The organism is Variovorax sp. YR752 (assembly GCF_943372545.1).
Genome location: NZ_CALRZC010000075.1, coordinates 1 through 25,246, shown reverse-complemented (window position 1 = coordinate 25,246; position 25,246 = coordinate 1). Strand labels below are relative to the sequence as shown.

At 69.1% G+C, this 25,246-nt stretch carries 17 protein-coding genes; 8 read left to right on the top strand and 9 right to left on the bottom strand.

Going from position 1 to position 25,246, the window contains the following annotated elements; all coding sequences use genetic code 11:
* Nucleotides 1–40: 40 nt before the first annotated feature.
* On the top strand, nt 41–1,492 hold the full coding sequence (locus AAG801_RS18775; RefSeq protein WP_341889709.1) for a TolC family outer membrane protein: 1,452 nt from the start codon (nt 41–43) through the stop codon (nt 1,490–1,492).
* A 20-nt stretch (nt 1,493–1,512) separates the two neighbouring features.
* Here the strand turns inward: AAG801_RS18775 and lpdA are convergent, their stop codons facing one another.
* From lpdA to aceE, 3 genes are read right to left on the bottom strand one after another with little or no spacing between them, the layout of a single operon-like run.
* A complete protein-coding gene (lpdA, locus tag AAG801_RS18770) occupies nt 1,513–3,279 on the bottom strand; it encodes a dihydrolipoyl dehydrogenase (protein WP_341889708.1) in 1,767 nt (588 codons plus the stop codon).
* A gap of 10 nt (nt 3,280–3,289) precedes the next feature.
* Nucleotides 3,290–4,951: a dihydrolipoyllysine-residue acetyltransferase gene (gene aceF, locus AAG801_RS18765; RefSeq protein ID WP_341889707.1), complete on the bottom strand. Its 1,662-nt coding sequence runs from the start codon at nt 4,949–4,951 to the stop codon at nt 3,290–3,292.
* Nucleotides 4,952–4,971: 20 nt separating this feature from the next.
* Nucleotides 4,972–7,677: a pyruvate dehydrogenase (acetyl-transferring), homodimeric type gene (gene aceE / locus AAG801_RS18760; protein ID WP_341889706.1), complete on the bottom strand. Its 2,706-nt coding sequence runs from the start codon at nt 7,675–7,677 to the stop codon at nt 4,972–4,974.
* Nucleotides 7,678–7,880: 203 nt separating this feature from the next.
* On the opposite strand from aceE, the gene AAG801_RS18755 reads away from it, so the two are divergent.
* The 5 genes from AAG801_RS18755 to AAG801_RS18735 all read left to right on the top strand — a co-directional run bounded on the left by AAG801_RS18755 (nt 7,881) and on the right by AAG801_RS18735 (nt 14,773).
* A complete protein-coding gene (locus AAG801_RS18755; RefSeq protein WP_341889713.1) occupies nt 7,881–10,403 on the top strand; it encodes a PAS domain S-box protein in 2,523 nt (840 codons plus the stop codon).
* Nucleotides 10,400–11,023: a response regulator transcription factor gene (locus tag AAG801_RS18750; protein ID WP_341889705.1), complete on the top strand. Its 624-nt coding sequence runs from the start codon at nt 10,400–10,402 to the stop codon at nt 11,021–11,023. Before AAG801_RS18755 ends, AAG801_RS18750 begins: the two co-directional genes overlap by 4 nt.
* Before the next feature lie 61 nt (nt 11,024–11,084).
* Entirely contained in the window at nt 11,085–11,960 is an 876-nt protein-coding gene (folD, locus tag AAG801_RS18745; RefSeq protein ID WP_341889704.1) for a bifunctional methylenetetrahydrofolate dehydrogenase/methenyltetrahydrofolate cyclohydrolase FolD, read from the top strand.
* Nucleotides 11,961–11,976: 16 nt separating this feature from the next.
* Nucleotides 11,977–14,049 carry a M3 family metallopeptidase gene (locus AAG801_RS18740; RefSeq protein ID WP_341889703.1) on the top strand — a complete coding sequence of 691 codons (2,073 nt, stop codon included), beginning with the start codon at nt 11,977–11,979 and terminating at the stop codon, nt 14,047–14,049.
* A gap of 85 nt (nt 14,050–14,134) precedes the next feature.
* Nucleotides 14,135–14,773 (top strand): glutaredoxin family protein, encoded by a 639-nt coding sequence (locus AAG801_RS18735; RefSeq protein ID WP_341889702.1) that lies wholly within the window; start codon nt 14,135–14,137, stop codon nt 14,771–14,773.
* A gap of 1 nt (nt 14,774) precedes the next feature.
* Here AAG801_RS18735 and AAG801_RS18730 read toward each other — a convergent pair whose 3' ends face one another.
* Both AAG801_RS18730 and rmuC read right to left on the bottom strand, forming a co-directional pair.
* Nucleotides 14,775–15,953 carry an MFS transporter gene (locus AAG801_RS18730; protein WP_341889701.1) on the bottom strand — a complete coding sequence of 393 codons (1,179 nt, stop codon included), beginning with the start codon at nt 15,951–15,953 and terminating at the stop codon, nt 14,775–14,777.
* 1 nt (nt 15,954) lies between these two features.
* The gene (gene rmuC / locus AAG801_RS18725) at nt 15,955–17,349 is read right to left on the bottom strand and encodes a DNA recombination protein RmuC (RefSeq protein WP_341889700.1); all 1,395 of its coding nucleotides are present in this window, start codon (nt 17,347–17,349) and stop codon (nt 15,955–15,957) included.
* Nucleotides 17,350–17,456: 107 nt separating this feature from the next.
* Here rmuC and AAG801_RS18720 point away from each other — a divergent pair, with 107 nt between their 5' ends.
* Both AAG801_RS18720 and AAG801_RS18715 read left to right on the top strand, forming a co-directional pair.
* Entirely contained in the window at nt 17,457–17,924 is a 468-nt protein-coding gene (locus AAG801_RS18720) for a (2Fe-2S)-binding protein (protein WP_341889699.1), read from the top strand.
* A gap of 1 nt (nt 17,925) precedes the next feature.
* On the top strand, nt 17,926–20,067 hold the full coding sequence (locus AAG801_RS18715) for a xanthine dehydrogenase family protein molybdopterin-binding subunit (RefSeq protein ID WP_341889698.1): 2,142 nt from the start codon (nt 17,926–17,928) through the stop codon (nt 20,065–20,067).
* A 40-nt stretch (nt 20,068–20,107) separates the two neighbouring features.
* On the opposite strand, the gene AAG801_RS18710 is transcribed toward AAG801_RS18715, so the two are convergent.
* The 4 genes from AAG801_RS18710 to AAG801_RS18695 all read right to left on the bottom strand — a co-directional run.
* A complete protein-coding gene (locus AAG801_RS18710; RefSeq protein WP_341889697.1) occupies nt 20,108–22,360 on the bottom strand; it encodes a TonB-dependent receptor in 2,253 nt (750 codons plus the stop codon).
* Between the two features lie 173 nt (nt 22,361–22,533).
* Complete coding sequence (locus tag AAG801_RS18705; RefSeq protein WP_341889696.1) at nt 22,534–23,202, bottom strand: glycoside hydrolase family 19 protein; 669 nt, start codon at nt 23,200–23,202, stop codon at nt 22,534–22,536.
* A gap of 64 nt (nt 23,203–23,266) precedes the next feature.
* Nucleotides 23,267–24,253: a D-glycerate dehydrogenase gene (locus AAG801_RS18700; RefSeq protein ID WP_341889695.1), complete on the bottom strand. Its 987-nt coding sequence runs from the start codon at nt 24,251–24,253 to the stop codon at nt 23,267–23,269.
* A gap of 26 nt (nt 24,254–24,279) precedes the next feature.
* Nucleotides 24,280–25,246 (bottom strand): sodium:proton antiporter (locus tag AAG801_RS18695; protein ID WP_341889694.1); only part of this gene is annotated, 967 nt, incomplete at its 5' end.

The window sequence follows — 25,246 nt, the reverse complement described above, 5'->3', positions numbered from 1 at the left end:
TGCGCTGCGTCATCGCGGCGATTCGACGGACCGGAGAACCATGCATTTCAAATCGAGGGCGATCTGCGCAGCCGTGACGCTGCTCCTGGCCGCGGGCAGCAGTGTCGCTCAGAACATCGAACCGCTCCGTGCAGCGGCGCAGAAGGCGGTCAGCACCAATCCCGAGGTCACGGCGCGCTTCAACGCCTACCGCTCGGCCACCGATGCGGTGGACGTGGTGCGCGGCGGTTTCCTGCCGCGTGTCGACCTCAACGCCAGCGTCGGCCGCGACAACGACCGCATCACCGGCCGCATCCCCGACGAATCGCAGTCGCTCAACCGCAGCCAGGTCGGCCTGAGCCTGACGCAGCTGCTGTGGGACGGCCTGGGCACGAGCAAGGACGTGGCCCGCCTGACGCATGACCGCCTGGCGCGCTACTTCGAGCTGATGGAGACCACCGAGCAGACCGTGCTCGAGGCCGCGCGCGCGCACTACGACGTGCAGCGCTTCCGCCGCCTGGTGCAACTGGCCGAGGACAACTACGTCCAGCACCGCTACGCCTTCCTGCAGATCCAGTCACGCGTCAAGGCCGGCGTCGGCCGTGGCGTCGACCTCGAGCAGGCCGGTGCGCGCCTGGCCCTGGCCGAATCGAACCTGACCACCGAACTCGCCAACCTGCATGACGTGACGGCACGCTACCAGCGTGTGGTCGGCGAGCTGCCGCCGGCGCAACTGCCCGCGCTGGCGATGCTCAAGCCCGGCGTGCCGGCCAGCCCCGGCGAAGCAGTGACCGAATCGTTGCGCAACAGCGCTGCGATCAGCGCCAGCATCGAAGGCCTGCGTGCCGCACGCCAGTCGGCCGGCGCGCGCGAGTCGGCGTTCCAGCCGCGCGTCGAGGCGCGCCTGCGCAGCGCCGCCGGGCGCAACGTCGACGGCGTCGAAGACCAGAAGCGCAACGGCTCGGCCGAGATCGTGCTGAACTGGAACCTCTACAACGGCGGCTCCGACCAGGCGCGCGTGCGCCAGCAGGTCGGCCTGATGAACCAGGCCGCCGACCTGCGCGACCGTGTGTGCCGCGACACCCGCCAGGTGGCGGCGATCGCCTACAACGACACGCGCAAGCTGACCGAGCAGCTCGTCTACCTCGAGCGCAACACGCTGGCGATCGAGAAGGCGCGCGACGCCTACCGCCAGCAGTTCGACATCGGTCAGCGCAGCCTGCTCGACCTGCTGAATGCCGAGAACGAGGTCTACACCGCGCGCCGTGCCTACGCCAATGCCGAGCACGACCTCGCGCTGGCCTACGCGCGCACCCATGCGGCGATGAGCCGCCTGGGCACGACGCTGGGCATTGCACGCGCCGACAAGACCGCCGACGAAGCCGCCGGCTGGAGCGCCGGCGACGACGCGCCGGCGCGCTGCCCGGTGGTCGTGGGCGAGATCGGCGCGAGCGACCGCTCGGCGCTCGACGCCCGCGCCGACAGCATGTCGCGCAACACGCCGGCGCGCTGAGCGCGCGCCGGGTGCATTGATCAGCGTTTGACGGGCGGAAGGTCCGTACAGGCGCCTTCGAATGCCTCGGCCGCCAGGCCGATGCTCTCGCCCAGCGTCGGGTGCGGGTGGATGGTCTTGCCGATGTCCACCGCGTCGGCGCCCATCTCGATGGCCAGCGCCACCTCGCCGATCATGTCGCCGGCATGCGTGCCGACGATGCCGCCGCCGACGATGCGGTGCGTCTCCTCGTCGAACAGCAGCTTGGTGAAGCCCTCGTCGCGGCCGTTGGCGATGGCGCGGCCGGATGCCGTCCAGGGGAACAGGCCCTTCTTGACCTTCATGCCCTTGGCCTTGGCCTCGTCTTCGGTGACGCCGACCCAGGCCACTTCCGGATCGGTGTAGGCCACGCTCGGGATCACGCGGGCGTCGAATTCCGCCTTCTGGCCCGCGGCGACTTCCGCGGCGACATGCGCCTCGTGCACCGCCTTGTGCGCCAGCATCGGCTGGCCGACGATGTCGCCGATGGCGAAGATGTGCGGCACGTTGGTGCGCATCTGCACGTCGACCGGGATGAAACCGCGGTCGCCGACGATCACGCCAGCCTTCTCGGCGGCGATCTTCTTGCCGTTGGGCGTGCGGCCGACGGCCTGCAGCACCAGGTCGTAGACACCTTCGCTCTTGCTGCCGTCCAGGCCCTCGAACATCACGCGGATGCCGTCCTTGGTCGCTTCGGCGCCGACCGTCTTGGTCTTCAGCATCAGCTTGTCGAAGCGCGGTGCGTTCAGCTTCTGCCAGACCTTGACAAGATCGCGGTCGGCGCCCTGCATCAGGCCGTCGAGCATCTCGACGACGTCGAGCTTCGCGCCCAGCGTCGAATACACCGTGCCCATCTCCAGGCCGATGATGCCGCCACCGATGACGAGCATCTTCTTCGGCCGCTGGCGCAGCTCGAGCGCGCCGGTGCTGGTGACGATGCGCGGGTCGTCCTTCGGCAGGAAGGGCAGCTTCACCGCCTTGGAGCCGGCGGCGATGATGGCCTGCTTGAACTTGATGGTCTGCGTGCTCCCGTCCTTGGTGAGCACGACCTTCAGGTGGAACGGGTCGGCAAACTCGCCCGTGCCCTGCACCACCGTGACCTTGCGCATCTTGGCCATCGCGGCCAGGCCACCGGTCAGCTTGGCTATGACCTTTTCCTTGTGGGCCTTGAGCTTGCCGAGGTCGACCACCGGCTCGGCGAAGCTGACGCCGAGCGACTCGAAGTGCTTGACCTCGTCCATCACCGCGGCCACGTGCAGCAGCGCCTTGGAGGGAATGCAGCCGACGTTCAGGCACACGCCGCCGAGCGTAGCGAAGCGCTCGACGAGTACGGTTTTCAGGCCGAGGTCGGCGGCGCGGAAGGCTGCCGAATAGCCGCCGGGGCCGGCGCCGAGCACGAGCATGTCGCACTCGAGGTCGGCGCCGCCGGCGTAGCTGGCCGCAGCCGGAGCGGCCGCGGGGGTCGCCGCGGCAGGCGCTGCAGCGGCCGGCGCTGCGGCGGGTGCAGCCACTGGCGCTGCAGCGGCGGCCCCGGCTGCCTCCAGCGTCAGCACCACCGTGCCCTCGTTGACGGTATCGCCGAGCTTGACCTTCAGCTCCTTGACCACGCCGGCGTGCGAGGACGGAATCTCCATCGAGGCCTTGTCGCTCTCGACGGTGATGAGCGACTGCTCGGCCTTGACCGTGTCGCCCGGCTTGACCAGCAGCTCGATGATCGCGACGTCCTTGAAGTCGCCGATGTCCGGAACCTTGATGTCGATGATGGGCATCGTGGTCCCCTTACAGCAGCACCCGGCGGAAGTCCGCCAGGATCTGACCGAGGTAGGCGTTGAAGCGGGCGGCCGCGGCGCCGTCGATGACGCGGTGGTCCCAGGACAGCGACAGCGGCAGGATCAGCCTCGGCACGAAGGCCTTGCCGTCCCAGCGCGGCTCGGTGCTGCTCTTGCACACGCCGAGGATGGAGACCTCCGGCGCGTTGATGATCGGCGTGAAGTAGCGCCCGCCGATGCCACCCAGCGACGAGATCGAGAAGCAGCCGCCGCTCATCTCGGCCGGGCTCAGCTTGCCGTCGCGCGCCTTCTTGGCGAGTTCGCCCATCTCCTGCGAGATCTGGAAGATGCCCTTCTTGTCAGCGTCCTTGATCACCGGGACCATCAGGCCGTTCGGCGTGTCCGCCGCGAAGCCGATGTGGAAGTACTGCTTCAGCACGAGCTGATCGCCGTCCAGCGAGGCGTTGAACTCGGGGAACTTCTTCAGTGCGGCGACCGAGGCCTTGATCAGGAAGGCGAGCATCGTAACCTTGATGCCGCTCTTCTCGTTCTCCTTGTTCAGTTGAACGCGGAAGGCTTCGAGCTCGGTGATGTCGGCGTCGTCGTGGTTGGTGACGTGCGGGATCACCACCCAGTTGCGGTGCAGGTTGGCGCCGCTGATCTTCTTGATGCGCGAGAGGTCCTTGCGCTCGACCGGGCCGAACTTCGTGAAGTCGACCTGCGGCCAGGGCAGGAGGCCAGGGAAGGCGCCTCCACCGGCGGCCGCCGCGGCAGGCGCCTTGGCCTTCTGGGCCTGCGTCTGCACGGCACCGGCCATCACGCCCTTGACGAAGCCCTGCACATCTTCCTGGGTGATGCGGCCCTTGGGGCCGCTGCCCGTCACTTCGTCGAGCGGCACGCCGAGTTCGCGCGCCAGGCGGCGGATCGTCGGCGAGGCGTGCGGCAGGGTGCCCTTGGGCGTGGTCGGCTCATGGGCCGGCAGCGCCGCCGTGGGCGAACCGCGGCCGGTGGCCGGCACGCTCGCCGCGGCCGGTGCCACAGCGCCAGCTGCCTGAGCCACCGGGGCTGCGGCAGGCGTTGCAGCCGGTGCGGCCGCGCCAGCGCTGGCCTCGACGATCGCCACCAGACTGCCCTTGCTGACCTTGTCGCCGATCTTGACCTTCAGCTCCTTGACCACGCCGGCGTGGGACGAGGGGATCTCCATCGAGGCCTTGTCGCTCTCGACGGTGATCAGGCTCTGCTCGACCTTGATGGTGTCGCCGGGCTTGACGAACACCTCGATGACCGCGACTTCGTCGAAGTCGCCGATGTCGGGCACCAGCACCTCGACCGGGCCGCTGCTCGCGGCGGGGGCCGCAGGCGCGGCAGCGACAGGCGCAGGCGCTGCAGCCGGCGCTGCTGCGGCCGGCGCGACAGGTGCGCTCGCGCCAGCGCCCTCGGCTTCCAGCAGCAGCACCAGAGTGCCCTCGCTGACCGTGTCGCCGATCTTGAGCTTGAGCTCCTTCACCACGCCGGCGTGCGACGAGGGAATCTCCATCGAGGCCTTGTCGCTCTCGACGGTGACGAGCGACTGCTCTGCCTTGACCGTGTCGCCCGGCTTGACCAGCAACTCGATGACGGCCACGTCCTTGAAGTCCCCGATGTCGGGGACCTTGACTTCCACCACTGCCATGTCTTGTCTCCGTTGTCTTGTTATGCGTACAGCGGGTTGATCTTCTCGGTGTTGATGCCGTACTTCTTGATCGCCTCGGCGACCTTCGTGGCCGGCACGCTGCCCTCGTCGGACAGCGCCTTCAGCGCGGCGACGACGATGTAGTGGCGGTTGACCTCGAAATGCTCGCGCAGCTTGCTGCGGAAATCGCTGCGGCCGAAGCCATCGGTGCCCAGCACCTTGTAGGCGCGGCCCTTCGGAATGAAGGCGCGGATCTGCTCGGCGAAGTTCTTCATGTAGTCGGTCGACGCCACCACCGGGCCGGCATGCGGCTCGAGCTGTTGCGTGACGAAGGGCACGCGCGGTTTCTCGGTCGGGTGCAGCAGGTTCCAGCGCTCGGCGTCCTGGCCGTCGCGCGCCAGCTCGTTGAAGCTCGGGCAGCTCCACACGTTGGCGGCCACGCCCCAGTCCTTCTCGAGCAATTCCTTCGCCGCGATCGACTCGCGCAGGATGGTGCCGCTGCCCAGCAGGTTGACGCGCGGCGTCTTCTTCTTGCCCTCCTCGAGCAGGTACATGCCCTTGATGATCTGCTCCTCGGTGCCGGCCTTCAGGCCCGGCATCGGGTAGTTCTCGTTGAGCAGCGTCAGGTAGTAGAAGACGTTGTCCTGCTTCTCGACCATGCGCTTCAGGCCGTGGTGCAGGATCACGCCGACCTCGTGGGCGAAGGTCGGGTCGTAGCAGACGCAGTTCGGGATCGTGCCGGCCAGGATGTGGCTGTGCCCGTCCTCGTGCTGCAGGCCTTCGCCGTTGAGCGTCGTGCGGCCCGAGGTGCCGCCGAGCAGGAAGCCGCGTGCCTGCATGTCGCCGGCAGCCCAGGCCATGTCGCCGATGCGCTGGAAGCCGAACATCGAGTAGTACACGTAGAACGGCACCATGATGCGGTTGTTCGTCGAGTACGACGTCGCCGCCGCGATCCACGAGCCCATGCCGCCGGCCTCGTTGATGCCTTCCTGCAGGATCTGCCCGGCCTTGTCTTCCTTGTAGTACATGACCTGGTCCTTGTCGACCGGCGTGTACTGCTGCCCCGCGGGGTTGTAGATGCCGATCTGGCGGAACAGGCCTTCCATGCCGAAGGTGCGCGCCTCATCGACGAGGATGGGCACGACACGCGGGCCCAGCGCCTGGTCGCGCAGCAACTGCGTCAGGAAGCGCACGTAGGCCTGCGTGGTGCTGATCTCGCGGCCCTCGGCGGTGGGCTCGAGCACCGACTTGAAGGTCTCCAGCGCCGGCACGGTGAACTGCTCGTCGGCCTTGGTGCGGCGCTTGGGCAGGTAGCCGCCCAGCGCCTTGCGGCGCTCGTGCAGGTAGCGCATCTCCGGCGTGTCGTCGGCCGGCTTGTAGAACGGGATGTCGGCCAGCTGGTCATCCGGGATCGGCATGTTGAAGCGGTCGCGAAAGGCACGCACGTCCTCGTCGATCAGCTTCTTGGTCTGGTGCGCAGTGTTCTTGCCCTCGCCGCTCTTGCCCATGCCGAAGCCCTTGACCGTCTTGATCAGCAGCACCGTCGGCTGGCCCTTGTGGCTGTTGGCGCGATGGAACGCCGCATAGACCTTCTGCGGGTCGTGGCCGCCGCGCTGCAGGCGCCAGATGTCCTCGTCGCTCATCTTGGCGACCATCTCCAGCAGCTTGGGGTGGCGGCCGAAGAAGTTCTTGCGCACGAAGGCGCCGTCGTTGGCCTTCATCGCCTGGTAGTCGCCGTCGACGACGTCCATCATCACCTTGCGCAGGATGCCGTCCTTGTCGCGCGCGAGCAGCGGATCCCAGTAGCTGCCCCACAGCAGCTTGATGACGTTCCAGCCCGAGCCGCGGAACTCGCCTTCGAGCTCCTGGATGATCTTGCCGTTGCCGCGCACCGGGCCGTCCAGGCGCTGCAGGTTGCAGTTGATGACGAAGACGAGGTTGTCGAGCTTCTCGCGCGCGGCCAGGCCGATGGCACCCAGGCTTTCCGGCTCGTCCATCTCGCCGTCGCCGCAGAACACCCAGACCTTGCGGTTGGCGGTGTCGGCGATGCCGCGCGCGTGCAGGTACTTGAGGAAGCGCGCCTGGTAGATCGCCATCAGCGGGCCCAGGCCCATCGAGACGGTCGGGAACTGCCAGAACTCCGGCATCAGCTTCGGGTGCGGGTAGCTCGAGATGCCCTTGCCATCGACCTCCTGGCGGAAGTTGAGCAACTGCTCCTCGCTCAGCCGGCCTTCCATGTAGGCACGCGCATAGACGCCGGGCGACGAGTGGCCCTGGATGTAGAGCAGGTCGCCGCCATGGCCTTCGCTCTCGGCGTGCCAGAAGTGGTTGAAGCCGGTGCCGAACATCGTCGCCAGCGAGGCGAAGCTGGAGATGTGGCCGCCGAGGTCGCCGCCGTCGGCGGGGTGCAGGCGGTTCGCCTTGACGACCATCGCCATCGCGTTCCAGCGCATGTAGTTGCGCAGGCGTTCCTCGATCTCGATGTTGCCCGGGGTGCGCTCTTCCTGGTCGGTCGGGATGGTGTTGACGTAGGCGGTGTTGGCCGAGAACGGCACGTCGACGCCGGCCTGCCGCGCATGGTCGATCAACTGCTCGAGCAGGAAGTGCGCGCGATCACCGCCTTCCGTGCCGATGACGGCCGACAGGGCGTCGAGCCACTCGCGGGTTTCCTGCGCGTCCGCATCGTTGGCGGCCGCACCGAGGAACGAATCAGGCACTGCTGACATGCTTGTCTCCAGGGGGTGGTTTTTTGGATGGCCGCGAGTGTCGCACAAGCGCTTTTGTTTTTCAAATAGTGCGATTCTATTGCACTATGTGGAAACACGTAGACCACTCCGACCCCTGACTGCTGGGGGCACTGGAGTGCGCGAGCCGGTCGGCGCAAGCTGCCGCCGATAATGCGCAGATGCAACCCGTACACGACGCGGCCATGCCGGCGCGAGCCGCAAAGAGCTGGCCGCAGCGCCTGTTCGGCCGCTGGTGGCGGCGCCAGTCGCCAGCCCGCCAGGACCGCTATGCCACGCTCGGCCCGCTGGTGTCGGTGCTGCTGTTCCTCGCGGCGATCATCTCGGCCTTCTGGTACTTGCGCAACGAGGAATTGGAGCGTGAGCAGGCCTCGGTGAAGCGCGACACCGAGATCGCCCAGCAGCAGATCCGCCTGCGCCTGATCGAGAACCAGGAGCAGCTGGTGCGCATCGCGCGCGAGATCGGCACGCGCGTCATCGACCAGGAAGAGTTCCTCGGCCAGGCCGCCTCGTTCACCCGCGAACGGCCGGAGATCACCGCGCTGGTCTGGATCGGGCCGAACCGCGCGCGCAAGGCCAGCTACTCGGCCACCACCTTCCTGGCCGAGACCGGTGCGGTCCCCGAGTCGGCCGACAACCCGCGGCCACCCGAGCCCGAGGCGGCGTACGACGCCGCGCGCGAACTGCGCCAGCCGGTCTACTCGCGGCCCTTCACCGACCGCCACGGCACCGCGGTGTTCCAGGTCCACGTTCCGCTGATCGACCGCGCCGCCTTTGCCGGCTCGCTGGTGGCGGAGTATTCGGTCGAGAGCCTGGTGCGCTACTTCGTGCCGGCCGAGGTGTCGAACCGCCACGCGATCGCGCTGCTCGACGCCAGCGACCGCACGCTGGCCAGCACCGTCACCTCGATGCCCGGCGCCAACTCACGGCGCGCGCAGATCGTGCACGACGTGCCGGTGGCGCCAGCCGGCAACGGCCTGTTCCTGCGCGGCCAGGGCTATCGCACCTCGATCGGCCTGATCTCCAACACGCTGTTCTGGATGGTCGCCGCGCTGTCGGTGCTGACGGTGTGGATGCTGCTGGGCACCTGGCGCCACATGCGCCGGCGGCTGCAGATGCAGAGTGCGCTGGTCACCGAGACCAACTTCCGCCGGGCGATGGAGAACTCCATGCTGACCGGCATGCGCGCGATGGACATGGACGGCCGCATCACCTACGTGAACCCGGCCTTCTGCGCGATGACCGGCTTCCTCGAGTCGGAGCTGATCGGCCGCCGCCCGCCCTTCCCCTACTGGCCGCCCGATCGCTTCGAGGAGAACAACCGCCTGCTGCAGCAGGAACTGCAGGGCCGCAGCCCGGCCGGCGGCATCGAGGTCAAGGTGATGCGCAAGGACGGCTCGCTGTTCGACTCGCGCATGTACGTCTCGCCGCTGATCGACCCGCGCGGCCAGCAGACCGGCTGGATGACCTCGATGACCAACATCACCGAGGCCAAGCGCATCCGCGACCAGCTCTCCGCCTCGCACGAACGCTTCACGACGGTGCTGGAAGGGCTGGACGCGGCCGTGTCGGTGCTCAGCGTGCAGCAGGCCGAGTTGCTGTTCGCCAACCGCTCCTACCGCCTGTGGTTCGGCGCCGATGCCCGCGGCCATGCGCTGCTCGCCGGCAGCGAGCCCTCGCCGTTCGAGAACAGCGAGTTCGGCGACACCATCGAGTCGCTCGGCGGCCTGCCGACCACCGAGCTGACCGAGGCCGGCTCCGACTCGCGCGAGGTCTTCATCGAGCCGCTGCGCAAGTGGTTCGACGTGCGCACGCGCTACCTGCAGTGGACCGACGGGCGGCTGGCGCAGATGCTGATCGCTACCGACATCAGCGCGCGCCGCAACGCCGAGAGCCTGGCCGCCAACCAGGCCGAGAAGGCGCAGGTGACCAGCCGCCTGGTGACCATGGGAGAGATGGCCTCGTCAGTGGCGCACGAGCTCAACCAGCCGCTGACCGCGATCACCAACTACTGCAACGGCATGGTCAGCCGCGTGCGCAACGACCAGATCGGCAAGGACGACCTGATCGCCGCGCTGGAGAAGACCGCGCGCCAGGCACAGCGTGCCGGGCAGATCATCCACCGCATCCGCGCCTTCGTGAAACGCAGCGAGCCGCAGCGCCAGCCTGCGCAGGCGAGGGACATCGTCGAGGACGCGGTCGAACTCGCCGGCATCGAGCTACGCCGCCGCAACGTGGCGATCTCGACCTACGTCGCGCAGCGCCTGCCGACGCTGATGGTCGACCCGATCCTGATCGAGCAGGTGGTGCTCAACCTGGTGAAGAACGCCGCCGAGGCGATCGACAACGCCGGCCTGCCGCCCAAGCGCCGCAACATCGAGCTGCGCGTCGTGCCGCGCCACACCCCCGAGGAAGGGGGCGTGATCGAGTTCACGGTCACCGACATGGGCCCCGGCCTCAAGGAGGAGGTGATCGCCCGCATGTACGAGGCGTTCTTCTCGACCAAGACCGACGGCCTGGGCATCGGCCTGTCGCTGTGCCGCTCGATCATCGAGAGCCACCGAGGGCGGATCAAGGCGCAGAACCTCTACAATGGCGACTCCGTCGTGGGCTGCAGATTCTCGTTCACGCTGCCGGTGGACATCACCCGCAGCGACGCCGAATCGACGAGCAAGACCGCGACCCCTAACCCCACCGCCGTCTCATGAGCCTGATCCCCAAGAAGGGCACCGTCTACGTCGTCGACGATGACGAAGCCGTGCGTGACTCGCTGCAGTGGCTGCTCGAGGGCAAGGACTACCGCGTCAAGTGCTTCGACTCGGCCGAGTCCTTCCTGTCGCGCTTCGACCCGCGCGAGGTGGCCTGCCTGATCGCCGACATCCGCATGGACGGCATGAGCGGCCTCGAACTGCAGGACCGCCTGATGGAGCGCAAGAGCCCGCTGCCCATCGTCTTCATCACCGGCCATGGCGACGTGCCGATGGCCGTGACGACGATGAAGAAGGGTGCGATGGACTTCATCGAGAAGCCCTTCAAGGAAGAGGAACTGCTCGGCCTGGTCGAGCGCATGCTCGACAGCGCACGCGCCGCCTTCAGCCAGCACCAGGAAGCCGCCAGCCGCGACGCGCTGCTGTCGCGCCTGACCACGCGCGAAGCGCAGGTGCTCGAGCGCATCGTCGCCGGCCGGCTGAACAAGCAGATCGCCGATGATCTCGGCATCAGCATCAAGACGGTGGAGGCGCACCGCGCCAACATCATGGAAAAGCTCAACGCCAACACGGTGGCCGACCTGCTGAAGATCGCGCTCGGCGCCCAGGCGAAGACCTGACCGTTCAACCACTTCACCCGAGGCCGCTGCGAAGCGGCCTTTGTTCTTTGAAGGACCCGACATGACCGCCCCCACGACCGCCCGACTCATCGACGGCAACGCGCTGGCGAAGAAGACCCGCGCCGAGGTGGCCAGGCGCGTGGCGAGACTGGCCGAGCATGGCCACCGCCCCGGCCTCGCGGTGATCCTGGTCGGCCACAACCCGGCCTCGCAGGTCTACGTCAAGCACAAGGTCGCCGACTGCGAGAGCGTGGGCATGCATTCGGTGCTCGATCGCCACCCCGAGACGCTGCCCGAGGCCGAACTCCTGGCGCGCATCCGTGCGCTCAATGCCGATCCGGATATCCACGGCATCCTGGTGCAGTTGCCGCTGCCGCGGCACATCGATGCCAACAAGGTCATCGAGACGATCTCGCCGGCGAAGGATGTCGACGGCTTCCACGTCGCCAGCGCCGGCGCGCTGATGATCGGCCGGCCCGGCTTCAAGGCCTGCACGCCCTACGGCTGCATGAAGATGCTCGAATCGATCGGCTGCGACCCCAAGGGCAAGCATGCCGTGGTGATCGGCCGCAGCAACATCGTCGGCAAGCCGATGGCCATGATGCTGTTGCAGGCGAGCGCGACGGTGACCGTCTGCCACAGCGCCACGCCCGACCTGGCGCACCACACGAAGCAGGCGGACATCGTCGTCGTGGCGGTCGGCAAGCGCAACGTCCTGACCGCCGACATGGTCAAGCCGGGTGCGGTGATCATCGACGTCGGCATGAACCGCGACGACCACGGCAAGCTGTGCGGCGACGTCGACTTCGCCGGTGTGTCGGTCGTAGCTGGCGCGATCACGCCGGTGCCCGGCGGCGTCGGCCCGATGACGCGGGCCATGCTGCTGGTCAACACGATCGAGGCCGCCGAGCACGCCCTCGCCATACCGAACGCCTGAGACACCGCACACGACGATGGACAACCCGCTGCTGCAGCTCGACGCCCTGCCCGCCTACGAGACCATCCGCCCAGAGCACGTCGGGCCCGCGGTGGACGTGCTGCTGGCCGAGGCGAACGCGGCGCTGGAGCGGGCGGTAGGCGATGCAGTGCCGGCCGACTACGACGCGCTCAGCGCCGTGCTCGATGTCGCCACCGAGCGGCTGTCGCGTGCCTGGGGTGTGGTGCGCCATCTCAATGCGGTGATGGACACGCCGGCGCTGCGCGCCGCCTACACCGAGAACCTGCCGCGAATCACCGAGTTCCACACCCGCATGGGTGCCGACGAACGACTGTTCGCCAAGTACAAGGCCGTGCTTGCCGCGCCGGCTGCGGCAGCATTGAAGCCGGCACGCCGCCAGGCGCTGGCCCACGCCGTGCGCGACTTCGTGCTCGCCGGCGCCGAACTGCAGGGCGAGGCCCGGCAGCGCTTCGCCCAGATCCAGGAACGCCAGGCCGAGTTGTCGCGGCAGTTTTCCGAGCACGTTCTCGACGCGACCGACGGCTTCGCGCACTACGCCAGCGAGGCCGAACTCGACGGCGTGCCGGACGACGTCGTCCAGGCGGCGAAGGCGGCCGCGCAGGCCGAAGGACTCGAAGGCTGCAAGCTGACGCTGCACTTCCCGAGCTACTTCCCGGTGATGCAGTACGGCCGCAACCGGCGCTTGCGCGAGAAGCTCTACACCGCCTACGTGACGCGTGCCAGCGAGCTGGGCCCCGTCGCGCTCGACAACGGCCCGCTGATGCGCGAACTGCTCGCGCTGCGCCAGGAAGAGGCGAAGCTGCTCGGACGAGCGAGCTACGCCGAGGTCTCGCTGGTGCCGAAGATGGCCGAGTCTGCGCAGCAGGTGATCGGTTTCCTGCGCGACCTCGCGAAGCGCGCCCGCCCGGGCGCCGAGCGCGACCTCGCCGAGTTGCGCGCCTTCGCGCGCGATCAACTCGGCCTGAACGAGCTGCAGGCCTGGGACATCCCGTTCGCCAGCGAGCGGCTGAAGGAGCAGCGCTACGCCTTCAGTGATCAGGAGGTCAAGCCGTACTTCGTCCAGGAACGTGTGCTCGACGGGCTGTTCCGCATCGTCGAGACGCTGTTCGAGGTGCGAATCCGCGCCGACGAAGCGCCCGTCTGGCACCCCAGCGTGCGCTTCTTCCGCATCGAGCGGCCGGCAGCGACGGGCGACGCGGCGCCGCGCCTGCTCGGCCAGTTCTACCTCGACCCGCACGCCCGCCCCGGCAAGCGCCCGGGCGCCTGGATGGACGGCACGCGCTCGCGCTGGGCGCGCCCGGGCGGCTCGCTGCAGACGCCGGTGGCCCACCTGGTGTGCAACTTCGCGCCGCCGGTCGAAGGCCGGCCCGCGCTGCTGACCCACGACGACGTGCAGACGCTGTTCCACGAGTTCGGCCACGGTCTGCACCACCTGCTGACGCAGGTCGACGAACTGGGCGTGTCGGGCATCTCCGGCGTCGAGTGGGATGCCGTCGAACTGCCCAGCCAGTTCATGGAGAACCTGTGCTGGGAGTGGGAGGTGCTGCAGCGCCTGAGCGCCCATGTCGACAGTGGCGAGCCGCTGCCGCGCGTGCTGTTCGACCGCATGCTGGCGGCGAAGAACTTCCACAGCGGGCTGCAGATGCTGCGCCAGGTGGAGTTCTCGCTGATCGACATGCGGCTGCATGCCGAGCCGGGCAGCGAGCAGGACATCGGCGCGCTGTGCGACGCGGTGCGCGCCGAGGTGGCGATCGTGCCGACACCGGCCTTCAACCGCTTTCTGCACGGCTTCTCGCACATCTTCGCCGGCGGCTATGCGGCCGGCTACTACAGCTACAAGTGGGCCGAGGTGCTCTCGGCCGACGCCTGGAGCGCCTTCGAGGAAGCCGCGCAACGCGGCAGCGTGCTCGACACGGCCACCGGGAAGCGCTACCGCGAGAGCGTGCTCGAGGCCGGCGGCAGCCGCAGCGCGATGGAGAGTTTCAAGTCGTTTCGCGGGCGCGAACCGCGTATCGATGCGCTGCTGCGGCACCAGGGCCTGGACGACGGCCCGCCGGACGCAGTGTGAGCAATTGCCCACGCGACGGCTTGTGGCCGGCACCCGCGTGGGTACCATTGCCTGCGCGCCGACCCTTCGTGCGCCGGAGCCTGACATGACCTCGACACTGCGCCTGCTTCCCCGCCACCGCCTGCTCCATGCGGCGATCGCTGCGGCCGCCTGCCTGGCCGCCACACCGAGCTTCGCGCTGTACAAGGTGGTCGGCCCGGACGGCAAGATCACCTACACCGACAGGCCGCCGACCACCACCGAGGGGCGGGTCAGTCCGATGAACGCCCGCTCGACGGGCACCGCCGATTCCGCCCCCGCGCTGCCCATCGAGCTGCGCGAAGCGGCTGGCCGCTACCCGGTGACCCTCTACACGTTCTCCACCGCCTGCGAACCCTGCGACGCGGCCAGGACGCTGCTGCGCCAGCGCGGCATTCCCCACACCGAGCGGCAGGTGGTCACGAGCGAGGATGGTGAAGCCCTGGTGAAGCTGACCGGCGGCCGCGATGCTCCGGTGCTGGCCATCGGCGCGCAGTTGCTCAAGGGCCTGGCGCCCGAGACCTGGAACAGCTACCTCGACGCTGCCGGTTACCCGCAGGCTTCCAGGTTGCCCCCCGGCTATGCCTTTGCCTCACCGCAACCGCTGACCGAACGCCGCGAACCGACGCCGGCGAGCCGCCCGGCCCCGGCACCGGCCGCGCCCCCCGCCGAAGCGCCCCCCGCCCCCGGCACGATCAAGTTCTGATTCAGGCACCGGCTCCTGGCGCCACGATGCGCCGCGCCGGCACGCTGCCGGCGCCCACCGCCAGACCCATCAGCCAGAACAGCGCCGAGGCACCGACCGCCGCGCCGAGCGCGCCAAACAGCAAGGGCATCAGCGCACTGGAGAAGTTGATCGTCATCGAGCGCAGCGCAATCGCCTCGCCGTGCCGCTCGGCCGGCGTGATCTGGTGCAGCGTGGTCATGATCATCGGCTGCACCGCGCCGAGTGCCAGCCCGAGCGCCGCGGCGAGCACACCCATCCACCAGGCCGCCGTGGCGAACGGATAGAGCGCGAACACGCCGGCGGTCCACAGCATGCAACCGGCCAGCACCTGGCCCTCGCGCAGGTGCTGCGCGATCAGCGGAATGGCCAGGCGCACCAGCGCGACGGACATCGCGAACACCCCCAGCACCAGCCCGATCGCCGACGCCGAGAAGCCGCGCTCGTGGCCGAGCACGGGCACCAGGAAGGCATGCACGTCCCAGCTCGACGAGAGCAGCCAGTTCACCGCCAGCAGCCGGCGCAGGCCGGGCGTGCGCAGCAGGTCCCGGGCACGCAGCGCGCTCGCATCGGCGTGGCGCGGCCGCGGCACCTCCTTCGGCACCCGACGCGCCCACGCCAGCGCGGCCAGTGGCAGCACCAGCAGCACCGCGTAGGCGGTGCGGAAGCCGCCGAGGTCGATCAGCGCCCCGGCCAGCACCGGGCCGACCACGTTGGCCAGTGCCGGCGCCAGGCCCAACCAGCTGAACACACGCTTGAGCGAGGTGGTGTCGCTGGCGTGTCGACCGGCGGTGCGCTGGATCGCGATCAGGCCGACGTTGGCGCCGGCGCCGACCAGCATCGCCGCCACGCACATGGCCGGAAAGGTCCACTGCGGTACCCAGGTGACGGCCAGCGCGACCGCACCGCCCAGCACGGTCAGCGCCACGGCGATGCGCATCGGGTGGTGGTAGCCGCGCCGGTCGGCCAGCCGGCCGGCCTGCAGCGCGAGCAGGATCGGCGCGGCGGCGAACAGCCCCATCAGGATGCCGACCACCCAGGCCGCATGGCCCTCGCGCAGGGCCTGCAGCGGCGCCGCCATGCGCACGCCGGTCATGCAGGAATGCAGGCAGATCTGGCCGACGATCAGCGCGACGAGCACACGGCCCAGGCCGGAATCCACGTCAGGACACGTCCTCGTCGTCGTTGGCAGCGTCCAGGCCGGGCAGCAGCGTCTGCGTGCGCGGTTCGCTCAGGCCTTCGACCGACTTCAGCCGGCGCGCCATCACGTTGGTGCGCGTCTGCGCCGCGTCGATGGTGTCGGAGGCTTCCTTGAGCTTCTTCTGCGTCTTGGCCAGCACGTCGCCGAACTTGCCGAACTCGGTCTTCACCGCGCCGAGCACCTCCCAGACCTCGGCACTGCGCTTCTCCAGCGCCAGCGTGCGGAAGCCCATCTGCAGGCTGTTGAGCGTGGCCAGCAGCGTGGTCGGGCCGGTCAGCATCACGCGGTACTCGCGCTGCAGCGACTCGGTCAGCCCGGGCCGGCGCAGCGCCTCGGCGTAGAGGCCTTCGGTGGGCACGAACAGGATGGCGAACTCGGTGGTGTGCGGCGGGGCGACGTACTTCTCGCGGATGGTCTTCGCCTCCAGGCGCAGGCGCTGCTCGATGGCCTTGCCGGCGATCTCAGCGGCGGGCGCATCGGCGCGCTCCTGCGCGTCGAGCAATCGCTCGTAGTCCTCGCGCGGGAACTTGGCGTCGATCGGCAGCCACAGCGGCACGCCGTCGGCGCGCTGGCCTGGCAGCTTGATCGCGAACTCGACCCGCTCGCGGCTGCCCGGCACCGTCTCGACGTTGGTGGCGTACTGCTCGGGCGTGAACACCTGTTCCAGCAAACCGGCGAGTTGCACCTCGCCGAACACGCCGCGTGTCTTCACGTTGGTCAGCACGCGGTTGAGCGAGCCGACGTCCTTGGCCAGGCCCTGCATCTCGCCCAGGCCCTTGTGGACCTGCTCGAGCCGGTCGGCCACCTGCTTGAAGCTCTCGCCCAGGCGCTGCTCGAGCGTGGCGTGCAGCTTCTCGTCCACCGTGGCGCGCATCTGCTCGAGCTTCTTCTCGTTGTCGGCCTGGATCGCCTGCAGGCGCTGCTCGACGGTCGTGCGCACGGTGCCGATCTGCTCGCCGAAGGCATCGCCGAAGCGCTTGAGCGCACCGTCCTGCGACTCGCGTGCCGCCTGCGATTGCTGCGCCAGCGCGGTCGTCGCCTGCTGCAGCGACTGGCCGACCATCTGCTGCATGGTGGCGAGCTGGGTGCGGAAGGAGTCGATCTGCTCGTTCTGCGTGCGCGCCACGTCGCCCTGCTGGGCCAGCAGCGTCTGCTGGAACAGCGCCAGCGCCTGGCTCAGCTCCTGGCGCGTGCCGCGGGCGCTGTCCTGCACCTCGCCGCGCACTTCGCGGCCGATGCGGTCCTGCTCCTCGCGCAACGCGCGTTGTGTTTCCTCTCCATCCCCCTTGCGCAGCAGCAGCACGAGCAGCAGCACCAGGTTCAGCGCCACCAGCGCGATCACGATCCATTCCAGCATGGCCGGATTGTGACAGCGCGCCTGTGCGCGCCGGCCTGCAAAGACGGCGGCAAAGGAGTATCGTCCGCGCCCTTGGTGGGCTCAACAATCCGATGGAGACACGATCGATGGTCACCCTGAACGTGAACGGCAAGACGAAGAGCGTCGACGCCGAGGCCGACACCCCGCTGCTGTGGGTGCTGCGCGAGAACCTCAACATGACCGGCACCAAGTTCGGCTGCGGCATGGCGCTGTGCGGCGCCTGCACCGTGCACCTGGACGGCCAGCCGGTGCGCTCCTGCTCGACGCCGGTGTCGGCGGCGGCCGGCAAGAAGATCACCACCATCGAAGGCGTGGGCAGCACGCGCACCGGCCAGGCCGTGCAGGCCGCCTGGGCGAAGATCGACGTGCCGCAGTGCGGCTACTGCCAATCCGGCCAGATCATGAGCGCCTGTGCGCTGCTGGCGCAGAAGAAGGCGCCGAGCGACGCCGACATCGACGGCGCGATGAGCGGCAACATCTGCCGCTGCGGCACCTACAACCAGATCCGCGCGGCCATCAAGGACGCCTCGGTCACGCTGGTGAAGGGAGCCTGAGATGGACACGCTGCAAACCACCCGCCGCGGCTTCCTGAAGAGCGGCACCGGCGCCGCGCTCTCCATCGGCTTCGCACTGCCGCTGGCCGCCGGCCGGCTCGAGGCCGCCACGCCCGTCGTGTTCGCACCGAACGCCTGGCTGCGCATCACCGGCGACGGCACCGTCACCGTCATCTGCGGCTCGGCCGAGATGGGCCAGGGCGTGCTGACCGCCATCCCGATGTTGGTTGCCGAGGAACTCGACGCCGACTGGAAGAAGGTGCGCGTCGAGCAGTCACCGGTGGACAAGGCCTACGACAACCCGATGTTCGGCATGCAGGCCACCGGCGGCAGCACCACGGTGCGTGCGCACTGGGAGCCGCTGCGCAAGGCCGGCGCCGCGGCGCGCGAGATGCTCGTCGCCGCTGCCGCTGCGCAGTGGAAGGTGCCGGCCGGCGAATGCCGCACCGAGGCCGGCCAGGTGATCCATACGAGTGGCAAGAAGCTCGCTTACGGCGCGCTGGTGCCGGCCGCGACGAAGCTGCCGGTGCCGGCCGAGCCGAAGCTGAAGGATGCGAAGGACTTCCGCATCCTCGGCAAGCGCACCAACCGGCTCGACACGCCGGGCAAGATCAACGGCACGGCGAAGTTCGGCATCGACGCGCAGGTGCCCGGCATGCTGATCGCCGTGATGGCGCGCGCGCCGCAGCCCGGCGCCAAGGCGGTGAAGGTCGACGACGCGGCGGCCAAGGCGGTCAAGGGCGTGCGCCAGGTCATCACCATCCCGCACGGCGTGGCGGTGCTGGCCGACGGCTACTGGGCGGCCAAGAAGGGCCGCGATGCGCTGAAGATCGACTGGGACCTGGGCGCCGCCAAGGACCTGTCCACCGCCAGCGCGATGGCGCTGCTCGCGCAAGGCGCCGGCAATGCCGATGCGATCGCGCTCGATGCCGGCAACGTCAAGGACGCCGCCGCGACCAGCGCCAAGGCCGTCGACGCCACCTACGAGGCGCCCTACCTCGCTCACGCCTGCATGGAGCCGCTGAACTGCACCGCCTGGGTGAAGGGCGACACGGTCGAGATCTGGGCCGGCACGCAGAGCCAGGGCCCGAACCAGGGCATCCTCAGCCAGGTGGCCTCGGTGACGCCGGCCAAGGTGAGGGTCAACACGCTGCTGCTCGGCGGCGGCTTCGGCCGGCGCTTCGCCCCCGACTTCACGATCGACGCGACGCTGCTGTCGAAGATTTCCGGCAAGCCGGTCAAGCTCATCTACACCCGCGAGGACGACATGGCGGCCGGCTTCTACCGCCCGGCCGCGGTGGCGAAGTTCGAAGCGGCGCTCGACGACAAGGGCCAGCCGACCATGCTCAAGTGCGGTGTCGGCTCGCCGTCGATCATGGCGGCGTCGGGCTTCATGAAGATCCCGGACAACGGCGTCGACAGCTTCGCGATGGAAGGCATTGCCGACCATCCGTATGACATCGCCAACCAGCGCCTGGCCTACGGCCGCCAGGAGCCGGGGCCGCAGGTGTGGTTCTGGCGCTCGGTGGGGCACTCGCAGAACATCTTCTTCATGGAGAGCTTCATCGACGAGCTGGCTGCGGCCGCCAAGGCCGATCCCTACGAGTACCGCCGTGCGCTGCTGAGCAAGCAGCCGCGCTACAAGGGCGTGCTCGAACTGGCCGCGCAGAAGGCCGGCTGGGGCTCGGCGCTGCCGGCCGGCGTGTTCCGCGGCATCGCGGTGGCGCAGAGTTTCGGCAGCTACGTGGCCGAGGTGGTCGAGGTGTCGCTGGCGGCCGACGGCACGCCCAAGGTGCACCGCGTCGTCGCCGCGGTGGACTGCGGCATGACGGTCAACCCGCAGACCATCGAGCGGCAGATCGAGGGCGGCATCGTCTACGGCCTGTCGGCGGCGCTGTACGGCCGCATCGACTTCAAGGACGGGCGCGTGCAGCAGGGCAACTTCCACGACTACCCGGTGCTGCGTTTGACCGAGATGCCGAAGGTGGAAGTGCACATCGTGGCCAGCAGCGAGAAACCCGGCGGCATCGGCGAACCCGGCACGCCGCCGATCGCGCCGGCGGTGGCCAATGCCATCTTCGCGGCGACCGGCAAGCGGCTGCGCAGCCTGCCCTTCGATACGGCTCAGCTCAAGAAGGCCTGACGCGGGAGAGGCCGGGCGCCCTGCCCGGCCCGCCCGCCGTTCAGAAGCGCAGCTTGGCGCCGACGAAGGCCTGCCGCGGCGCGCCGGCAAAGGCGCCGTTGACGCGGCTGACCAGGTACTGGCGGTCGGCGAGGTTGGTGATGCTGGCGTACAGCGTCAGCCCCTGCGCCTTCAGCGGCAGGTTGGCCGACAGGTTGAACAGCGTGTAGGCGGGAATCCGGCCCGACTGGCCGTCCGCTGCCGGCGCCACCGAATTGACCGCATCGCTGTACTGCGCGCCGACGTGCGTCAGGCCGAGCTGGGTCGACCAGCCGGAAGCATGCTCGAAGCCCAGCTGCGCACTCAGCATGTTGCGCGGCGCATAGGGCAACCGCTTGCCGCGCACGTTGACGAAGTCGGTGGTCTCTTCCTCGTCGCCGAAGTCGGGCGAGAGCAGGTCGCTGTCGAAGCGCGCCGTCGCCAGGTGCGTGAGGCTGCCGGCGACGAACACGTTGTGGCTGGCGCCGGTCAGCGTGCCGAAGTCGGCGCGGCCGGCCAGCTCGACGCCGCGGTTGAGCGTGCGGCCGGCGTTCGCGAAGGTCTGCGCCAGGCCGACGGCATAGCCGGGCAGGATCTGGTTCTTGAAATCGATCTGGAACAGCGTGGCCTCGAGCTGCAGGCCGCGGCGCGGCATGGTGCGCACGCCGATCTCGATGTTCGTGCTCAGCTCGGGGTCGACCTTGCGCAGCTCTTCATCGCCCGGCGGCAGGTTGGCATCCGGCCGCGGCGGTGCGATGCCGCGGTGCACGCCAGCGAAGAAGGTGGTGTCGGGCAGGCCGAACCAGGTCACGCCCAGGCCGGGCAGCAGCTCGGTGTTGCGCTGCGAGCTGCGGCTCGCCGGCTCGACCGGCGCGAACTCGTCCTGCGTGATGGTGTTGCGCTGCCGGTAGTTCTCGTAGCGCAGGCCCGGCGTGACCGACCAGTCGCCGGCCAGGAAGGTGTTCTGCACATAGGCCGCCACGGCATCGGTCTCGATGTCGAACTCGTCGCGCAGGCCGGTGCCCGGCGAGTCCTCGCGCGCGGTGGCGAAGGCGCCGTTGTAGCGCTTGCGGTTGATGCGCTCCTGGTGCAGCCGCACGCCGGCGACCAGCTCGTTGCGCAGGCCGAAGCCGCCGTGCGACCACTGCAGCCGCGGCTCGACGCCGTAGAACTCGTAGCTGCGCGGGCGCATCTGGTTGCCGCAGACAGCGGCGAACTGCTCGAAGCCGCCGGCCACCGTGTAGTCGATGCCTTCCGGGCAGCTGGCGACGATGCCGCTGCCGTCGGCGCCCACCTCGTCGAAGCGCAGCTCCTCGAACTCCTTCTCGGCCACGCCGTCCTCGACCTCGGGCTCGACCACGGCGTCGAGCTGGCGGTAGGAGGCGCGGTCGGTTTTCTGGTAGTAGATCTGCGTCGACAGGCGTACACCCTCTGCGAGATCGATGCCGTGCAGCGCCTGGAACGACGTGCGCTCGAGCTCGAAGACGTCGTTGCGGAAGGCGTTCTGGTACGGGTCGGCGTCGAAGCGCGCCTGGTCGAGGCCACCTTCGCCGAACTTCGAGTCCTCCTCGTAGTAGCCCAGCTTGAGGCGCAGCGACTGGCTGGGCGTGAGGTCGAACTCGGCCTTGGCCGAGACATCGCGCACCCGGTGGTGGCTGCCGTCGCGGCTGCCGTCACCCTGGCGCTGCAGGGCGTCGATGCGCCAGCCGCCCCAGCTGCCGCCGCTGCCCACACCGGCGCCGATGCGGCCGAACGAGCGTGTGCCGGCGGCGACTTCGGCATCACCGCCGAAGCTGCGCGGCACCGGCCGGGTGACGAAGTTGATCACCCCGCCGACGGTCTGCGGGCCGTGCACGATCTGGCCGGAGCCCTTGATGACCTCGATGCGCTCGACCCGCTCCAGCGGCGTGTGGTAGTGCGCCGACGGGTCGCTGTAGGGCGCGAGGTGGATCGGCATGCCGTCTTCGAGCAGCAGCGTGCGGCTGGTGCGGCGCGGGTCGAGGCCGCGGATGCCGATGTTCAGGTTCAGGCCGAAGGCATCCTCGCCGACCACGTGCAGCCCCGGCACGCCCTGCAGCGCTTCGCGCACCGAGTAGGGCCGCTGCGCCTCCAGCTCACGCGCTCCGACGATGCTGCTCGAGCCCGGCACCGCCTCCAGCGAGCGCGGCAGCGTGCCGGTCACGGCAACGAAGGGCAGCGAGGTGACGGCCGCGGGCCGCGTCGTGCTCGACGTCGCGCTCTCCTGCGTGAAGCCTTCCGGCGCAACGCAGGCCATCGTGGCGGCGAAGGCGATGTGGCGGGCCGGAACCGGAATGGGGGACTTGCGGGCGGTGTTTATGCCGCGATGCTTGTGTCCCGCGCAGCGAACCACGAGGGAAAACTTCCCGCCCACAGGCAGGAATTCCACCCAGCGGGAAACTCCGCAGGAACCGGGGCGTCGCGCGGCGATCAGGGCCCGCGTCGGGGGCGGGCACGGATCGCTTCGTGCCCGCGGGTCAGCGGCTCGAGCATCCCGGCCGGCGCGGCGCGGCGCCCGCGCGTGACGGCCGGTGCCGGGCCGGGCTCGAAACCGCCCTCGAGCACCGCCAGCGCCTGCGCGTGGTACTTGCGCCGGTCCTCGAGACCATTGGTGCCGCCGTTGATGCGCTTGGTGATCTTCAGGAAGTCGCCGGCATCGGCCAGCTCGTTCAGGCCATTGCTCTTCCAGAACGCGCCGGCGATCTGGAAGCCGACTGCGGGTGTGGCCGCCAGTTCCGGCTGCCCGACCAGGTCGATGCCGAGCAGCTTGCCGAAGCGCTGGTAGTTGCTGCGCCCGGTGACCTGGATCGGCCCGCGCCCCTTGTAGCGCTTGCCGTCGCCGGGCTCGGTGTTGCCCAGCCGTGCCGCCAGGTCGGCGGGCGGTTCGTAGCGCTGCTGCGCGGCGGTCGGCCCCCACAGCTCCTCCATCCAGCGGAACTCGCCGGACTCATGGGCGAGCTGCGCGACGAAGGCCGCGGTGCGCGCCAGCGTGTTGACCTCCCAGCGCGCCATCGCGTCGTTCAGGTGCGGCAGGAAGGAGGCGGCCTTCGCCGCGGCGAGGTGCGGCATGATCTGCCGCAGTTGTGCGTCGCTGAGCATCGCTTCGTCTCCTCGTGTCGGATCGACGTGTCAGGCTAGCCCCGCGCCCAGGCGCCCGCACTCCCTAGCGAAGCGGCAGCACCTGCGGGTTGACCGGCGTCGGCGGCGCCGCGCCGGTCAGCGCGGCGATGAGGTTGTCGACCGCGAGGTCGGCCATCGCGCGCCGCGTGGCCACCGTCGCGCTGGCGATGTGCGGCGTCAGCACGACGTTGGGCACGGTCAGCAGATCCGGATGCACCAGGGGCTCGCCCTCGAACACGTCGAGCGCCGCCGCGGCGATGGTCTTCGCGCGCAAGGCCGCGGCCAGCGCGGCATCGTCGACCACACCGCCGCGCGCGACGTTGGTCAGCGTCGCGCTTGGCTTCATCAGCGCCAGTTCGGCCGCACCGATCGCGTGGTGGCTGGCCGCCGAGTAGGGCACGACCAGCACCAGGTGATCGGACTCGCGCAGCAGTTCTTCCTTGCTGACGTAGCGTGCGCCGATCGGTGCCTCCTGCTCAGGCGCGAGGCGGCTGCGGTTGTGATAGATCACCTTCATGCCGAAGCCGAGCGCACCGCGCCGTGCGATCGCCTGGCCGATGCGGCCCATGCCGAGGATGCCCAGGGTCGCGCCGTGAACGTCGCTGCCGGTGAACATGTCGTAGGCCCAGCGGGTCCACTCGCCACGGCGCAGGAAGTGTTCGCTCTCGGCCATGCGCCGCGCGGCGGACATCATCAGCGCGAAGCCGAAGTCGGCCGTGGTCTCGGTCAGCACGTCGGGCGTGTTGGTGGCCAGCACGCCGCGCGCGTTGCAGGCGTCGACGTCGATGTTGTTGTAGCCCACCGCCATGTTGCACACCGCGCGCAGCTGCGGGTTGGCGGCCAGCACCTCGGCGTCGATGCGCTCGCTGCCGGTGATGAAGGCACCGGCCTTGCCCTGCAGCTTCGCGATCAGCTCGGGCTTGGTGAAGATGCGGTCGGCCGCGTTGTCCTCGACGTCGAAATGCACGCGCAGCCGATCGACGATGTCGGGGAAGACGGCGCGGGCCACCAGCACGGAAGGTCGGGTCATGTCGGGTCTTTCTTTCAGCAGAACGATCAGCGGAACCAGATGAAGGTCATCACCACGAACAGCGGCAGCAGGATCGCGCACGACCACGCCATGTAGCCGAAGAAGCTCGGCATGCGGATGCCGCGGTCCTCGGCGATCGCCTTGACCATGAAGTTGGGCGCGTTGCCGATGTAGGTGTTGGCGCCCATGAACACCGAGCCGGCGGACACCGCGGCCAGGGTCGAGGCGAGCGTGGTCATCAGCACCTGCGGGTCGCCGCCGGCCAGGTTGAAGAACACCAGGTAGGTCGGCGCATTGTCGAGGAAGGAACTGAGCACGCCGCTGAACCAGAAGTAGGCCCAGGGCAGCGGCTGGCCGTCGGCGCCGGTGACGGCGCGCGTGACGGCCGCAAAGGCACCCGACTCGCCCGCCTTGAGCATCGCCAGCACCGGGATCATGGTCAGGAAGATGCCGATGAACAGCTTGGCCACTTCCTGCATCGGCGCCCAGGAGAACTGATTCGCTTCGCGCACGCTCTTCGGCGTGATCGCCAGCGAGACCAGCGCCACGACGATCAGCCCGCCATCGCGCACCAGCTGCTGCAGTTCCACCGGCGTGCCGAAGACGTCGAACGAGATGCCCGGCTTCCAGGTGCCGCTCATCAGCACCAGCACGACCACCGCCCCCAGCGGCAGCAGGTTGATGCCGCCGTCGATGCCCAGGCTCGGCGTGTCAGGCGTCGGGTCCTGCGGCAGCACGCCTTCCTTGCGGTACCAGTAGCTGTCGATCAGGTAGAACAGCGCGAGCAGCGTGCCGACCAGGAACAGCGTCTCCGGGAAGATGTGCTTCATCGTCCAGAAGAAGTCGACGCCCTTGAGGAAGCCGAGGAACAGCGGCGGGTCGCCCAGCGGCGTCAGCGAACCGCCGGCGTTGCTGACGATGAAGATGAAGAACACCACCACGTGCACGACATGCTTGCGGTTGTCGTTGGCGCGGATCAGCGGCCGGATCAGC

Bases quoted from the DNA above. Each gene is read 5' to 3' on its own strand.
- AAG801_RS18705 (WP_341889696.1), bottom strand. From the start codon at position 23,202: ATGCTCAGCGACGCACAACTGCGGCAGATCATGCCGCACCTCGCCGCG.
- AAG801_RS18775 (WP_341889709.1), top strand. From the start codon at position 41: ATGCATTTCAAATCGAGGGCGATCTGCGCAGCCGTGACGCTGCTCCTG.
- folD (WP_341889704.1), top strand. From the start codon at position 11,085: ATGACCGCCCCCACGACCGCCCGACTCATCGACGGCAACGCGCTGGCG.
- AAG801_RS18700 (WP_341889695.1), bottom strand. From the start codon at position 24,253: ATGACCCGACCTTCCGTGCTGGTGGCCCGCGCCGTCTTCCCCGACATC.
- rmuC (WP_341889700.1), bottom strand. From the start codon at position 17,349: ATGCTGGAATGGATCGTGATCGCGCTGGTGGCGCTGAACCTGGTGCTG.
- AAG801_RS18750 (WP_341889705.1), top strand. From the start codon at position 10,400: ATGAGCCTGATCCCCAAGAAGGGCACCGTCTACGTCGTCGACGATGAC.
- AAG801_RS18735 (WP_341889702.1), top strand. From the start codon at position 14,135: ATGACCTCGACACTGCGCCTGCTTCCCCGCCACCGCCTGCTCCATGCG.
- lpdA (WP_341889708.1), bottom strand. From the start codon at position 3,279: ATGCCCATCATCGACATCAAGGTTCCGGACATCGGCGACTTCAAGGAC.
- AAG801_RS18715 (WP_341889698.1), top strand. From the start codon at position 17,926: ATGGACACGCTGCAAACCACCCGCCGCGGCTTCCTGAAGAGCGGCACC.
- aceF (WP_341889707.1), bottom strand. From the start codon at position 4,951: ATGGCAGTGGTGGAAGTCAAGGTCCCCGACATCGGGGACTTCAAGGAC.
- aceE (WP_341889706.1), bottom strand. From the start codon at position 7,677: ATGTCAGCAGTGCCTGATTCGTTCCTCGGTGCGGCCGCCAACGATGCG.
- AAG801_RS18740 (WP_341889703.1), top strand. From the start codon at position 11,977: ATGGACAACCCGCTGCTGCAGCTCGACGCCCTGCCCGCCTACGAGACC.
- AAG801_RS18710 (WP_341889697.1), bottom strand. From the start codon at position 22,360: ATGGCCTGCGTTGCGCCGGAAGGCTTCACGCAGGAGAGCGCGACGTCG.
- AAG801_RS18755 (WP_341889713.1), top strand. From the start codon at position 7,881: ATGCCGGCGCGAGCCGCAAAGAGCTGGCCGCAGCGCCTGTTCGGCCGC.
- AAG801_RS18720 (WP_341889699.1), top strand. From the start codon at position 17,457: ATGGTCACCCTGAACGTGAACGGCAAGACGAAGAGCGTCGACGCCGAG.